The organism is Kocuria sp. WRN011 (genome assembly GCF_002295155.1).
Taxonomy (GTDB): domain Bacteria; phylum Actinomycetota; class Actinomycetes; order Actinomycetales; family Micrococcaceae; genus Kocuria; species Kocuria carniphila.
Map to the genome: position 1 here is coordinate 35167 of NZ_NSGI01000001.1, position 13110 is coordinate 48276.

Genomic DNA, 13110 nt, shown 5'->3' on the forward strand with positions numbered 1-13110 from the left:
ATTACGAAAGGGTGACCGTGTCCAAACTCAGAGACAACGTTGCCGAACTCCTGGCCGACACACTGCGGGACGGCATGACCCTTGCCGTGGGTGGCTTTGGCCTGTCCGGTATCCCGCGGGACCTCATCGAAGCGGTGAGGGACAGCGGCGTGAAAGACCTGACCGTGGTGTCCAACAACATGGGCGTGGACGGCAAAGGCCTGGGACTGCTGCTCGAGAACAAGCAAGTCACCAAGGTTTTGTCTTCCTACGTGGGGGAGAACAAGGAGTTCGCCCGTCAGTACTTGGAGGGTGAGCTCGACGTCGAGTTCACACCCCAGGGAACGCTTGCCGAGCGGCTGCGGGCCGGCGGTGCGGGAATCCCCGCGTTCTACACGGCCACCGGTGTTGGCACCTTGGTTGCCGAGGGCAAGCCGACCGCGGAGTTCGACGGCCGAACCTATGTTCAGGAACGCGGGATCGTCGCTGACGTGGCTCTGGTGCACGCGTGGCAGGGAGATACGGACGGCAACCTGATCTACCGCCGCACCTCGCGGAACTTCAACCCGGTGTGCGCTGCCTCCGGCAAGGTCACCTTTGCCGAGGTCGAGAACATCGTGGAACCGGGCGAGCTGGATCCGGACCACATCGTGACGCCCGGTGTGTACGTGCAGCACGTGGTGCAGTACTCGGGTGCTCCCAAAGACATCGAGCAGCGGACCACGCGACCGAGGCCGGGCGCGGCGACGTCGTCGGCCGAATCGGAAGGAGGCGCGGCATGAGCTGGACGCGCGACGAGATGGCGGCCATTGCGGCGTCGGAACTCAACGACGGCGACTACGTGAACCTGGGTATCGGCATCCCCACGATGGTGGCCAACAACCTGCCCGAGGGCGTGAGCGTGGTGCTGCAGTCCGAGAACGGTGTGCTGGGCATGGGGCCGTTCCCGTATGAGGGCGATGAGGACCCGGACCTGATCAACGCCGGCAAGCAGACCATTACTCTGCAGGACGGTGCGGCGATCTTCGACTCGGCCACGTCCTTCGGAATGATCCGAGGCGGCCACGTGAAGATGGCGATCCTGGGTGCCATGCAGGTCTCCGAACAGGGGGATCTGGCTAATTGGATGATCCCCGGCAAGATGGTCAAGGGCATGGGTGGCGCCATGGACCTTGTGGCCGGAACCCCGCGTGTGCTGGTCTTGACGGAACACGTGGCCAAGGACGGTTCGGCCAAGATCAAGCGCGAATGCGACTTGCCGCTGACCGGCGTGGGCGTGGTGGACCGGATTGTCACGGACTTGTGCGTCTTCGACGTGGAGGATGGCGGGTTGGTGCTGCGGACCCTGGCCCCGGACGTGACCGAAGAAGAAGTGGCAGAAAAAACCGAAGCGAAGTACCGGGTTGACCTTGTGGACGTCACCCCGGATTCCGTTCCCGTACAGGAGGACAAATGACCGAGAACGCCAATGATGTTGTGATCGTCAATGGGGCGCGTACCCCGCAGGGCAAGCTGATGGGCACGCTCGCGTCCCTGAGCGCGGTGGAGCTTGGGGCGCACGCCATCAAGCACGCCGTGGAGCGCTCGGGTATTGCCCCTGACACCGTGGATTACGTGTACATGGGCAACGTGGTGCAGGCCGGAAACGGCCAGAACCCCGCAAAACAGGCCGCCGTGGAAGCGGGTCTGCCCATGACCGTGCCCGCCATGACGTTGAACAAGGTGTGCCTGTCCGGGCTGGTCGCGGTGACCGAGGCGGCCCGCATGATTCGCGCCGGCGAGGCCTCCGTGGTGGTGGCCGGCGGCATGGAATCCATGACCAGCGCGCCGCACCTGTCCCTGGGCGCTCGCAAGGGCAAGGCCTACGGCGACATGACCCTGGCCGATTCGCTGGCCAATGACGGTCTGGTCGACGCCGCTTTGGGGGTTGCGATGGGCGAGCTCACCGAGACGGGCAATTCCGAGCGCTCGATCGGCCGCGAGCAGCAGGACCAGGTCGCGGCACGTAGCCACCAGCTGGCGGGTGAGGCGCAGTCCTCGGGTGTGTTCGCGGACGAGATCGCGCCGCTGGAGATCCCGCAGCGCAAGGGCGATCCGGTCACGGTGTCCGAGGATCAGGGTGTTCGTCCCGAGTCCACGGCCGAGGGCCTCGGCAAGTTGCGCGCTGCGTTCACCAAGGACGGCACGATCACTGCCGGTAACTCGTCCCCGATTTCGGACGGCGCCGCGGCCGTTGTGCTGACGACGCGCGCCTACGCGGAGGAGCACGGTCTGTCCTGGCTGGCCGTGGTGGGCAAGCCGGGTCAGGTTGCGGGTCCGGATACGTCCCTGCACTCCCAGCCGTCGCGAGCCATTGAGCATGCGCTGGAACGCGCTGGGTGGTCCGTGGATGAGCTGGATTTCGTGGAAATCAACGAGGCATTCGCGGCAGTCTCCGTGCAGTCGGTCGATGACCTGGGGATTCCGTTGGAGAAGGCCAATATCCATGGCGGTGCCATTGCCTTGGGCCACCCGATCGGCGCGTCCGGTGCTCGTCTGGCGCTGCACGCGGCTCTCGAGCTGGCACGCCGGGGTTCCGGCAAGGCGGCCGTGTCGCTGTGTGGCGGCGGCGGTCAGGGTGAGGCGTTGCTGTTGAGCCGCTAATGCAGTGACGTTTCCGCAATCCGGATAATGGAATAGTTATTCCATTATCCGGATTTGTGCTGCATACTCAGTGGACGAGACCCACGCCACACTCAGGAGATGCGCCCGATGACTCACACCCATGCCTTCAACGGACCGGCTTGGATTGTCGTTCCCGCCGATCAGCCAGAGCAGTTCGCTGAGGCTGCACAAGCGGCGGACGTGGTGGTGTTGGACCTGCACAACGGCGTGCTGCCGCGGGACAAGGAGTTCGCGCGCCAGTGCATCCTGGAATGCCCGTTGGATCCGGCCCGCACGGTCATCCGAGTGAACCCGGTGGGGACCGATGAGCATGCTGCAGATCTGCAGGCGTTGGCTTCTACGACCTACCGGCGTGTGGCGGTTCCCAATGTTGAATCCGCCGAGCAGCTCGCGGGGCTAGTCGACTACGAGGTCGTGGCGTTGATCGAGTCTCCCCGTGGTGCCCTGGCGCTGGGCGAGATTGCCGGCGCGAGCGGCGTCGTCGGCCTCATGTGGGGATCAGAGGACCTGATCGTGAATCTGGGTGGCCTCACGAGCCGCAAGTGCAACGGCGCGCTCCGGGATATTTCCCTGCACGTGCGCTCGCAGACGGTGCTGCACGCGGCGGTGGCAGGGATTTTCGCGGTCGACGGGATCTTCCTGGACGTCGAGAACCTTGAGGGACTGCTGGGCGAGACCCTGGACGCCTCCAGCTCCGGTTTTGCCGCCAAGGGTGGGATGCACGTCTCGCAGATGGCCGTGATCAAGGAAGGGTTCCGCTCCAAGCCGGACAAGCTCGACTGGGCCCGCGGCGTGGTGGAAGTGGCCGCGGAGCAGCGGGGATCGTTCCGGCATGGGGCGCAGGTCATTGACGCGCCCGTGATCGCTCTCGCGGAGCGCATGGTGGCTCGCGCCGATGCGAGCGCATCCGTGACGCCCTAGCTTTTCGAGGCTATTTCAACGCGTGCGACAGGGGAGCGCGCTGCTCAAGTAGGTGTTGGCCCCGCTCGTAATCGTCGTCCGAGTTGTAGGTGAGCACGCCCACCAGCTCGCCGCGTTCGTCGCCGTACCAGACCACGAACCCGTCCGGCCGCTCCCGGAACTCTGCCGTGCTGAAGCCGTCTCCCCACGCGGAGTATTTGAGCGTGTGGTCACCGATGATGCTCCAAAAACCGGGGATCGAATCCCACGATTTTTGCGCGTTCTGCTCGACCGCAGCATTGTGCCCGGCGATTTCTCCCATGGCCAGCGCGTCACCCCAGTGCTCGACCATGATGGGCCGCCCCGCCACGCCATGCTGGGCCAGCGCGGAATCTCCGGCGACCCACACGGTGGCGTGCGCCTTCAGATGCTGGTCGGTCATGATCCGGCCGCCCCGGACCTCCGCAGGCGAGTTGTCCAGGAGCGTGCCGCCCGGAGTCACACCCACCGCGGCAAGGATCAGATCGGGGTTCAACGATGTCCCGTCATCGAGTTGCACGACCCGCGGGGCCGCCACGGACTTCACGCTGCGGCCGGTACGCACCTCGACACCGACGGCCTCAAGCCAGTCCTTGATTCTCGACGACGCCGCTGCGCCCAGTCGTTGCTCCTGCGGCCCGTTTTCGGGCGTCACCAGGGCGACGTTGAGGCCGCGTTGGGCCAGTGACGCGGCTGCTTCGCAGCCGATGAAACCGGAGCCGATCACCAGGGCGGTATACGCCGTTCGCGCGGAGGCCACCAGGGTCCTTGCGTCATCGAGTGATCGCAGCAAGTGGATTTCGGCACCCTCCTGCGCGGCGTGAAGCGACTTGGAGCGCGCACCCGTGGCAACAATCAACCGGTCGAATTCCACGGACCAGCTCTTAGCCGCCACGGTCTGCTTCTCTATGTCCACGGCCGAGATCGACGAGGCGAGCAGCAGCTCCACACCGTCCGGAAGGCCCTCTCCATTGACAGGGTCGCCGGTGGGTTCTTTCTCGCCGGACAGGACTTCCTTGGACAGCGGCGGGCGTTCGTAGGGTGGATCGATGTCTTCGGTGACCATGAGCACGGGACCCGGCCCGGCGGCGTCGAGGTAGCTACGTGCCGCGCTGACGCCACCCGCGCCGCTGCCGATGATCACCAGGGGATAGTGCTCCCGTGAGGGGAGGGACTGGTGACGGGGGAATGTCGAGGCATCCGAAACTGTCATGCTCCCATTTTGCTGACCGCTTGAGGGGGCTGACCAGGGGTTCGGAGGCTACTTGCGTGTTTTCGCTCCGATGGCCGTGCGGTGGTCCATGATCTTGTCGAGCAGGCTGATGAGCAATTCGCGCTCTTGTTCGGTGAGGGCCTGGCTCCAGTCGTTCTCGCGGGAGTTCTGCCGGGCGAAGACCTCTTGGATCTTGGTTTGGCCCGTGTCGGTGAGGTGCAGGATCAAGGAGCGCCCGTCCGCCTCGGATGCCTGTTTGACCAGCAGACCTTTGGATTCCAGATTGCCCGCGAGGTTCGAGACCGCAGCACGGCTCATTCCCATGAGCTCGGCCGCGCGGTGAGGGGTCAGGGGGCCCGCAACCCACAGCGCGAACAGCATGCGATAACTGGCCCACGTGCCACCGGCGGGGCGGTGAATGGAGGACTCGAAGTCGTAGATCACCGATGAGGACGCCCGGAACAGCGTGACGAACAGGCGGTTGGCCGTGACGTCGCATTCCGGGAACTCTTGCGAGATGCGTGACGCGGCGGCATTTGCGAACTGCCAGTAATCCGGGTTCACCGCGTTCGGGGCGTCGTCAGGTGTGGGCATGGTCCAAATTTAGTGTGCAGCCAAGCCGTTCGGGGAGTTTCTCTCGGGTGGGCAGGTTGTTAGACCTTTTATTACCTGGTGAGATCTCAGCGGCGCGAGGCTCATGGTGGTCACGTATTGAACCGCTTGCTCTGGGAATGAACAATGAAGGCAGGAGCCCCGTTGTCGCGTTGAGGAGTGCTGGAAATGTCCACCGTTGAACCGAACGCACGAAACGAAGCGCGAACGGGACACCGTGGCGGGGTCGAAACCAGAGACGAACGGCACCCCGGCAAGCGAACCGTGCTGTCGGGATTCCTGTTTGGTTGCGGTATTGCAGCGTCCATGATCGATCTGTTCATCTTCCACTTGGGCCTGCAATGGCACCATTTTTATGATCTGTCCACCCATGAGGTGGCGTTGCTGACGGACGGGATTTTCCACGCGTTCGGGTGGTTCATCACCGTGTGGGGCCTGTTCCTGCTGGCCGATATCCGACGCCGCGGGGGCGTGAATTGGAAGCGCTGGGCTGGGGCAGTGGCCCTGGGCATCGGGTCGTTCCAACTCCTCGACGGCGTGCTCAACCACAAGATCCTGGGCATCCATCAGATCCGGTACGGCGTTGACCTGCTGCTGTATGACACGGTGTGGATCGGATCTGCGATCGTACTCATGGTGATCGGGTGGATGGTGCTGCGCATGACCCGTTCGGCCCATGACGCTCGCTGAGGCTGCCCGTGCACGCTCATGACTCAGCCCACGCGACTGGCCTTGATGGCTGGCTCGTGTTCGAAGTATTTGTTGCGGCATTGCTGATTGCCACGGCGGTCGGGTATGCCTGGTCCCTCTGGGCCGGGCGGCACCGCAGTGCGTGGCCGGTTCATCGGACCGTGTTCTTCTACGCGGGACTGGCCTGCGTGGCCGCGAGCCTGGTGGGCCCCTTGGGCCAGGCCGCTCACGAGAGTTTCACCGCGCACATGATGGGGCACTTGTTGCTCGGGATGATCGCCCCGCTCCTACTGGTGCTTTCGGCTCCGGTGAGCGTGCTGTTGCGGGCCTTGCCCGTGGGGCGAGCGCGTGCGGTGTCTCGCATGCTCCGTTCGCCCTACGTCCGGGTGATCACGCACCCGGTCGTGGCCGCTCTCTTGAACGCGGGTGGATTGTGGGTGCTGTACACCACCCCGCTGTTTCATTGGATGCACGGTTCCGTGTGGGTGCATGCGCTGGTGCACACCCATATTTTCTTGGCGGGGTATGTGTTCACGGCGTCCATGGTGGGCGTGGACCCGGATCCGCACAGGGCGTCGTTCAAGCTTCGAGCCGGGGTGCTGATTGCGTTCATCGCTGCGCATTCGATTCTGGCCAAGTGGTTGTACGCCCACCAGCCCATGGGGGTGGAAACCGCGGATGCGCAGTTCGGTGCCCAGCTCATGTACTACGGCGGAGATGCGGTGGACGTGCTACTGATCGTTCTGCTGTTCACCGGGTGGTACCGGGCCACGAGGCCGCGGTCAGCGAGCTCGGATAGGGCGCGAGCGACGTCGTCGTAGACGGCCCCGACTAACGCACCATGCGAATGGTCTTCAAACCGTTGGATGCGCTGTCGATCCGCTCGGCGCCGTCCGCCTCAAAGCCGTTCTTCTCGTAGAATCTGCGCGCTCGGGGGTTGTCCTTGGCCATCCACAGCTGTGACGGCTGATCGTCGAGGGAGGCGTCCAAGAGTTCTTGTCCTGCGCCCGTCCCGTGGAATTCCTTGAGGACGTAGAGCATGAACAGCTGGAAGTCCCGCACGTCATCCTTTTCTTGAGGGTGGGCGGTCATCGAGAACCCGATGATGTGATCATCCGCTTCTGCCACCCACGGGAACATGTCCTGGCCGTGATTGTCCACGATGGCTTGCCAGGTGCGGCGGCGGGATTCCCAAGCGGTGTCTCCGAGGAAAGCGTCGGGTAATTGGCCCGTGTACGTCTCTTGCCAGCACCGGAGGTGCACGTCGGCCAGCGGTTCAACGTCGGTCGGTTCGGGGCGTCGCAAAGTGATCGGTGGAGCACTCATGGTTTAACGCTAAGAAACGGCCCCGGGGGCGGTTCAAGCGGCCGGTAGCGCCCGGCCCGAAATACCGTGTGATCCACGCCACTCTCGATAGCCTCAGGGGTGGTTGGTGACCCGATCCCACCGCACCAAGCCGTACCGATCTGACTGACGAGGTATCGCCATGAGCACCCCCGAGCACCATTCCGACACCCGCACCACGGCTGAGCCGCCGCTGGCCCGGCTGATGCGACCCGTGAACTCCGTGGTGGAGCGGTTCATCCCCTCCGCCTTGATCTTCGCCATCGTGCTGACCGTGGTCGTCGCCGTCATGGCTCTGATCCTCAGCGATTCCGGTCCCGTGACCGTGATCGAAGGGTGGGGAGTGGGCCTGTCCGGGCTGTTGGAGTTCATGACCCAGATGGCCTTGGTGCTGTTGCTCGGCCACGCACTCGCCAGTACACGGCCGGTGCGTGCGCTGCTCGGCAGGTTGGCTTCCGTCCCGCGTTCACCTTTGAAGGCGTACGTGTTCGTGTTTGTCGTGGCAGCTATTTCCTGTCTCATCACCTGGGGTTTCGGGTTGGTTGTTGGCGCCTTACTGGCGAGGGAGGTCGCCCACGAGTTCGGCCGCAGGAACATTCCCATCAGTTTCCCCATGCTCGTGGCCGCAGGGTTCTCCGGCATGGTGGTGTGGCACATGGGTTACTCGGGTTCCGGACCGCTGACCGCGGCCACGCCTGGGTCTTTCATCGAGAAGCAGGTGGGGTACGTGATTCCCATCAGCGAAACGACCTTCTCATGGTGGAACATGAGCGCCGCGGTGGCGACAGTGATTCTGGTGGCAGCGGCCCTGTGGCTCGTAGCTCCTCGAGTAGTGCCCGCATCTCACAGGATCACCGCGGAGGCGCTCAAGGAATCCGATCAAGAGGTGCAGCAGCCCAAGGTCGAGGCCCCGGCAGATCACTTGGACGCGTCACGACTGCCCACTCTCCTCATCGGGATCGCTCTCGTGGCCTACCTGGTGATCCATTTCGCGCATGGCGGGTCGGTCACGCTCAACATCGTGAACTGGATGTTCCTCGCATTGATTTTCTTGCTGTCCCGCAATTCGTTTGAGGTCATGGGCCTGATCAAGAATGCTGCCTCCAACGTGGGCGACATTCTGCTGCAGTTCCCGTTGTACGCCGGAATCATGGGCATCATGACCGCCACCGGTCTCATCCAGGTGCTGTCCGATTCGATCGTGGCGGTGGCCTCGCCGCAGACTTTGGGGTTGCTGGCGTTTCTGTCCGCGGGTCTGGTCAACTTCTTTGTCCCTTCCGGCGGTGGCCAGGTGGCCATCCAGGCGCCCATTCTTCTCGACGCCGCCGCGAGACTCGACGTGGACCCCTCCGTCACGATCATGGCCGTGGCATACGGCGACCAGTGGACGAACATGATCCAGCCGTTCTGGGCGCTGCCGCTGTTGGCCATCGCGGGCCTCAAGATCCGCGACATCCTGGGTTACACCACGGTGGTGCTCTTGGTGTCGGGAGTCGTTTTCGGTGCCACCATGTTGATCGTGGGGGCAGGGGTTTAGCGCACCATTCGCACGATCATGAATCCGGTGGCTTGAATGTAGACCGCTTCGGCGCCGTCTGTGGTGAAACGGTTGCGTTCGTAGAAGCGCCGTGCCCGGGGATTGTCCTTGGCGACCCAGAGGAACGCAGGATTGTCACCGATGACGGCCTCTAGGAGAGCCTGTCCGGCACCGCTGCCGTGGTGCTCGGCGAGTACATAGAGCATGCGAAGTTCCAGGGGACGAGCGGCATGTTCATCAGTCGACGGTGCGGCACCCGCGAATCCGATCAGCTGGTCCTTCGTCTCAGCGACCAGCAGTGTGCCGTCCCTCTTCGGACGTTGCAGCGTGCCTTGCCACATCTCGACCCGGGCGGCGCGAGCGGCGTCGTCGAAGGCCGAGGCCGGCATCAACTGCCCGTAGGTTTCCCGCCACGTCTCCACGTGGAGGTCCCCGAGGGCAGCGGCGTCGTCGAAAGTGGGCTCGCGCAGGGTGATAGCCGGCGGGTTCATGGCCCTATGGTATTGCCGCAGTGGGCGCGTGTGGATGTCCGAGGTTACGTTTACTGTGGTTCACATCTCACCCGCGAAGTGCAGCACTCAGCCAGGAGTCACCATGAAGATCACCGGAGCAGTCCTCGAAGAGATCGGCCTGGAGCGTCCCTACACGGAGTCGAAGCCACTGAACATCACGGAGCTGGACCTGGACGATCCCGGCCCGGACGAGGTACTGATTCGTATTCGGGCCGCAGGCCTGTGCCATTCGGATCTTTCCGTGGTCGATGGAAATCGAGTACGGCCCACGCCCATGCTGCTTGGCCATGAGGCTTCCGGGGTCGTGGAAAAAGTCGGTGAGAACGTCACAGACCTGTCCGTGGGAGAGCAGGTCACCACGGTGTTCCTGCCGCGCTGCGGTGAATGCAAGAACTGCCTCACGGACGGAAAACTGCCGTGCACCCCGGGCACCGCCGCCAACAATGACGGCGTGCTCATCGGTGATCACGTGCGGCTACATCGGGAAGGTGAGGAGGTTCGTCACCATCTGGGGGTCTCTGGGTTCGCGACGCACGCCGTGTTGAACCGGCAGTCGGTGGTTCCGATTGGCGACGACGTGCCCGCGGACGTCGCCGCCGTCCTGGGCTGCGCGGTGCTCACCGGCGGCGGCGCCGTGCTGAATGCCGGCCAACCGGCGGATGGGCACGCCGTGATGGTCGTGGGCCTGGGGGGTGTGGGGATGGCTGCGCTCATCACGGCCGTTTCCATCGACAAGGGCAAGGTCATTGGAGTGGACGCCAACCAGGAGAAGCTCGCACGCGCCCGTGAATTGGGAGCTGACGAGGTCTACACGCCCGCACAGGTGACCGAGCAGGGCATCAAGGCCCCCGTGGTGATTGAGGCGGCCGGGCATCCCAAGGCGTTCGAGACCGCAGTGGCCGCGACAGAGGTGGGCGGCACCACGGTGACTGTGGGTTTGCCGTCCCCGGATGCGCGATCCAGCATTTCGCCGCTCGTACTCACCGCTGAGGCCCGCACCATCAAGGGTTCCTACCTGGGCTCAGCCGTGCCCGCCCGGGACATCCCGATCTACGCGCAGCTGTGGCGCGAGGGGAAACTGCCGGTCGAAGAGCTGATTTCCGGGCGAATCGCACTGTCGGAGATCAACAGCTCACTCGACCTACTCGCGGACGGTCAGGCCGTCCGCCAGGTGATTATGTTCGAGGACTGAACCTGCCCCCGCCCGGGATGAGCGCTGTCAGGCCTCGTCCGGGTTCCAGCCCCGGATTTTTCCGTCCGGGGCCGCGTACTTGGCGATCAGGCTGCAGTCCAGGTTCTCGTAGCCCTCGTCCACGAGTTGCTGGAACCGCTGAGCCGCGAGCTCGGCCGCGGGGAGGTTCACCCCGGTCTGTTCACCCGCAGCCAGCGCGAGCCCCACATCCTTGGCCGCAAGTGCCGCGGAGAACGTGGCCTTGAAGTTGTTGTTCGCCGCCGAGGAGTCGACGATGTCCGGCACGGGATACCACGTCTGCAGGGCCCAGGAGTTGCCGGACGAGACCGAGGCGATGTCCCAGAACACCTGCGGGTCCAGGCTCAGCCGGTCGGCAAGGACAGCGCCTTCGCCGCAGGCCTCCAGGCTGATGAACAGCATCATGTTGTTCACGATCTTCGCGGCCTGACCGGTTCCCGCCTCGCCGGTGTGGACGATCCGCCCGGCCATGGGCTCGATGTACTGCTTGGCTTTCTCGACTGCGCCGCTCTCGCCGCCCACCATGAACGTCAAGGTCCCGGCCGCCGCACCACTAATGCCTCCGGACACCGGGGCATCGACGAATTCGAATCCCGCCTCCGCGGCGGTCTTGTGCAGGTCGACCGCGGTTTCCACGTCGATGGTCGAACTGTCGATGAGCAGGGCGTCTTGTGGCGCGAGGGCCAAGACTCCACTGTCCCCGAGGTACACGGCTCGCGAATGCTCACCCTTTGGCAGCATGGTGAAGACCACCTGCGCGCCGTCCAGGACTTCCTCGATAGAACTGCAGGTCGTCACGCCCTGGGCCTTAGCCTCGTGCATCGCTTGTTCATTGAGGTCGAAACCGCGGACGTCGTGGCCCGCCTTCACGAGGTTGGCGGACATGGGTCCGCCCATGTTTCCCAGGCCGATCCAGCTGATGGTGGTCATGGTGGTGTCCCTTTCGGCGGGCCCCCGAGGAAGATCAGGAGCTGGTGGTGTGTGTCGTGCGTTCCTGGTCCAGGCGGCGTCGGTCTTCGGCGTCGATCGACTGCAAAGAAATACCGCGGGTCTCGCGCAATGTGGCCACGGCGAACAGCGTGATGAGGCACGCGATCGAAATGTAGATGGAAATGGGCACCCAGGAGCCGAACTGGCGCAACAGGGTGGTCGCAATAATGGGAGCCAGCGAACCCGCGACGATCGAGGTGACCTGGTAGCCCAGCGAGACGCCCGAGTACCGCATGCGTGTGGGGAACATCTCGGCCATGATGGCGGGTTGTCCGGCGTACATGAAGGCGTGGATTGCCAGGCCCAGAACGATGGCGGCAAGAATGACCCAGTCGTTCTGAGTGTTGAACATGGGGAACGCGATGAACGACCACACGATGCCCATCAGCGCACCGGCTGCGTACACGGGGCGTCGGCCGATCTTGTCCGTGAACCGGCCCATCAGGGGCACCAGGATGGCGTGGATAATGTGCGCCACCAGCAGGAGCAGCAGGATGTTAGAGGTGTCCATCTTCAGCTGTGTGGACAAGTACGTGATCGAGAAGGTGACCACGATGTAGTAGAGGATGTTCTCTGCGAAGCGCAGTCCCATGGCGCCGAATACGCCGCGGGGGTAGCGGCGGAACACTTCGGCCACACCGTATGCGGCACCCTTGGCCTCGATGACCTCTTCCTGAGTCTCCTTGAAGATTGCAGCGTCCGAAACATGGGTGCGGATGTAGTAGCCGACGATCACGATGACCACGGACAGCCAGAAGCCCACGCGCCAGCCCCACGAGAGGAACTGCTCGTCGGAGAGCGTGCGGGAGAGGATCAACAGAACCACGGTTGCGAGCAGGTTGCCCAACGGGACCGCGGCCTGGGGCCAGCTCGCCCAGAAGCCGCGCTCCTTGTTGGGGGAGTGCTCGGCCACGAGCAGCACGGCGCCGCCCCACTCGCCACCCACGGCGAAACCCTGTGCGAAGCGCAGGATCACGAGCAGCGTGGGAGCCCAGTAGCCGACTTGATGGAACGTGGGCAGGCATCCCATGAGGAAGGTCGCGGCACCCACCAGAATGATGGCCACTTGGAGCAGATGCTTACGGCCGAACTTGTCACCGAAGTGCCCGAAGACGATGCCACCCAGTGGGCGTGCAATGAAACCAACCGCGTAGATGAGGAAGGCCTTGATGATGCCGTCCAAGGGATTGCCCGTGTCCACGAAGAACAACGGGCCGAACACCAAGGTGGACGCGGTTGCGAACAAGAAGAACTCGTACCACTCGACCACGGTGCCGGCCATCGAGGCGGCCACGACCTTCTTGAGTCCCGCGCGGTTCTCCGGAGTGTCATTGGGATCGAGTTCGGCTGCGGGGGTGGCCCGGTCCGCGGTGCTCATGGGGTTCTCCTTATGGATCAAAACTGTGACCGCGATCACGCC

At 64.0% G+C, this 13110-nt stretch carries 14 protein-coding genes; 8 read left to right on the plus strand and 6 right to left on the minus strand.

Annotation, left to right across the window (positions count from 1 at the left end; all coding sequences use genetic code 11):
• Positions 1–17 precede the first annotated feature (17 nt).
• From CKW39_RS00170 to CKW39_RS00185, 4 genes are all read left to right on the plus strand, one after another.
• Positions 18–761: a CoA transferase subunit A gene (locus CKW39_RS00170; RefSeq protein ID WP_173674259.1), complete on the plus strand. Its 744-nt coding sequence runs from the start codon at positions 18–20 to the stop codon at positions 759–761.
• Entirely contained in the window at positions 758–1435 is a 678-nt protein-coding gene (locus tag CKW39_RS00175) for a CoA transferase subunit B (RefSeq protein WP_095796197.1), read from the plus strand. Before CKW39_RS00170 ends, CKW39_RS00175 begins: the two co-directional genes overlap by 4 nt.
• A complete protein-coding gene (locus CKW39_RS00180) occupies positions 1432–2622 on the plus strand; it encodes an acetyl-CoA C-acetyltransferase (RefSeq protein WP_095796198.1) in 1191 nt (396 codons plus the stop codon). Before CKW39_RS00175 ends, CKW39_RS00180 begins: the two co-directional genes overlap by 4 nt.
• A 108-nt stretch (positions 2623–2730) precedes the next feature.
• On the plus strand, positions 2731–3564 hold the full coding sequence (locus tag CKW39_RS00185) for a CoA ester lyase (RefSeq protein WP_095796199.1): 834 nt from the start codon (positions 2731–2733) through the stop codon (positions 3562–3564).
• A 10-nt stretch (positions 3565–3574) separates the two neighbouring features.
• Here CKW39_RS00185 and CKW39_RS00190 read toward each other — a convergent pair whose 3' ends face one another.
• Positions 3575–4795: an NAD(P)/FAD-dependent oxidoreductase gene (locus tag CKW39_RS00190; RefSeq protein ID WP_095796200.1), complete on the minus strand. Its 1221-nt coding sequence runs from the start codon at positions 4793–4795 to the stop codon at positions 3575–3577.
• A 48-nt stretch (positions 4796–4843) separates the two neighbouring features.
• On the minus strand, positions 4844–5389 hold the full coding sequence (locus CKW39_RS00195; RefSeq protein WP_095796201.1) for a MarR family winged helix-turn-helix transcriptional regulator: 546 nt from the start codon (positions 5387–5389) through the stop codon (positions 4844–4846).
• A gap of 186 nt (positions 5390–5575) precedes the next feature.
• On the opposite strand from CKW39_RS00195, the gene CKW39_RS00200 reads away from it, so the two are divergent.
• Positions 5576–6097 carry a DUF2243 domain-containing protein gene (locus tag CKW39_RS00200; RefSeq protein WP_095796620.1) on the plus strand — a complete coding sequence of 174 codons (522 nt, stop codon included), beginning with the start codon at positions 5576–5578 and terminating at the stop codon, positions 6095–6097.
• 56 nt (positions 6098–6153) lie between these two features.
• Positions 6154–6918: a cytochrome c oxidase assembly protein gene (locus CKW39_RS00205; protein ID WP_254049195.1), complete on the plus strand. Its 765-nt coding sequence runs from the start codon at positions 6154–6156 to the stop codon at positions 6916–6918.
• A gap of 10 nt (positions 6919–6928) precedes the next feature.
• Here CKW39_RS00205 and CKW39_RS00210 read toward each other — a convergent pair whose 3' ends face one another.
• The gene (locus tag CKW39_RS00210; protein ID WP_095796203.1) at positions 6929–7423 is read right to left on the minus strand and encodes a GNAT family N-acetyltransferase; all 495 of its coding nucleotides are present in this window, start codon (positions 7421–7423) and stop codon (positions 6929–6931) included.
• 160 nt (positions 7424–7583) lie between these two features.
• Here CKW39_RS00210 and CKW39_RS00215 point away from each other — a divergent pair, with 160 nt between their 5' ends.
• Positions 7584–8978 (plus strand): short-chain fatty acid transporter, encoded by a 1395-nt coding sequence (locus tag CKW39_RS00215; protein ID WP_095796204.1) that lies wholly within the window; start codon positions 7584–7586, stop codon positions 8976–8978.
• Here CKW39_RS00215 and CKW39_RS00220 read toward each other — a convergent pair.
• Positions 8975–9469, minus strand: coding sequence for a GNAT family N-acetyltransferase (locus CKW39_RS00220; RefSeq protein WP_095796205.1), 495 nt, complete (start codon positions 9467–9469; stop codon positions 8975–8977). The genes CKW39_RS00215 and CKW39_RS00220 overlap by 4 nt on opposite strands.
• A 103-nt stretch (positions 9470–9572) precedes the next feature.
• On the opposite strand from CKW39_RS00220, the gene CKW39_RS00225 reads away from it, so the two are divergent.
• Entirely contained in the window at positions 9573–10682 is a 1110-nt protein-coding gene (locus tag CKW39_RS00225; RefSeq protein WP_095796206.1) for an alcohol dehydrogenase catalytic domain-containing protein, read from the plus strand.
• A gap of 27 nt (positions 10683–10709) precedes the next feature.
• On the opposite strand, the gene mmsB is transcribed toward CKW39_RS00225, so the two are convergent.
• On the minus strand, positions 10710–11630 hold the full coding sequence (gene mmsB / locus CKW39_RS00230; protein WP_095796207.1) for a 3-hydroxyisobutyrate dehydrogenase: 921 nt from the start codon (positions 11628–11630) through the stop codon (positions 10710–10712).
• Between the two features lie 34 nt (positions 11631–11664).
• The gene (locus CKW39_RS00235) at positions 11665–13068 is read right to left on the minus strand and encodes an MFS transporter (RefSeq protein ID WP_095796208.1); all 1404 of its coding nucleotides are present in this window, start codon (positions 13066–13068) and stop codon (positions 11665–11667) included.
• Between the last annotated feature and the right edge of the window lie 42 nt (positions 13069–13110).

Bases quoted from the DNA above. Each gene is read 5' to 3' on its own strand.
- CKW39_RS00190 (WP_095796200.1), bottom strand. From the start codon at position 4,795: ATGACAGTTTCGGATGCCTCGACATTCCCCCGTCACCAGTCCCTCCCC.
- mmsB (WP_095796207.1), bottom strand. From the start codon at position 11,630: ATGACCACCATCAGCTGGATCGGCCTGGGAAACATGGGCGGACCCATG.
- CKW39_RS00185 (WP_095796199.1), top strand. From the start codon at position 2,731: ATGACTCACACCCATGCCTTCAACGGACCGGCTTGGATTGTCGTTCCC.
- CKW39_RS00215 (WP_095796204.1), top strand. From the start codon at position 7,584: ATGAGCACCCCCGAGCACCATTCCGACACCCGCACCACGGCTGAGCCG.
- CKW39_RS00180 (WP_095796198.1), top strand. From the start codon at position 1,432: ATGACCGAGAACGCCAATGATGTTGTGATCGTCAATGGGGCGCGTACC.
- CKW39_RS00195 (WP_095796201.1), bottom strand. From the start codon at position 5,389: ATGCCCACACCTGACGACGCCCCGAACGCGGTGAACCCGGATTACTGG.
- CKW39_RS00175 (WP_095796197.1), top strand. From the start codon at position 758: ATGAGCTGGACGCGCGACGAGATGGCGGCCATTGCGGCGTCGGAACTC.
- CKW39_RS00220 (WP_095796205.1), bottom strand. From the start codon at position 9,469: ATGAACCCGCCGGCTATCACCCTGCGCGAGCCCACTTTCGACGACGCC.
- CKW39_RS00235 (WP_095796208.1), bottom strand. From the start codon at position 13,068: ATGAGCACCGCGGACCGGGCCACCCCCGCAGCCGAACTCGATCCCAAT.
- CKW39_RS00210 (WP_095796203.1), bottom strand. From the start codon at position 7,423: ATGAGTGCTCCACCGATCACTTTGCGACGCCCCGAACCGACCGACGTT.
- CKW39_RS00200 (WP_095796620.1), top strand. From the start codon at position 5,576: ATGTCCACCGTTGAACCGAACGCACGAAACGAAGCGCGAACGGGACAC.
- CKW39_RS00225 (WP_095796206.1), top strand. From the start codon at position 9,573: ATGAAGATCACCGGAGCAGTCCTCGAAGAGATCGGCCTGGAGCGTCCC.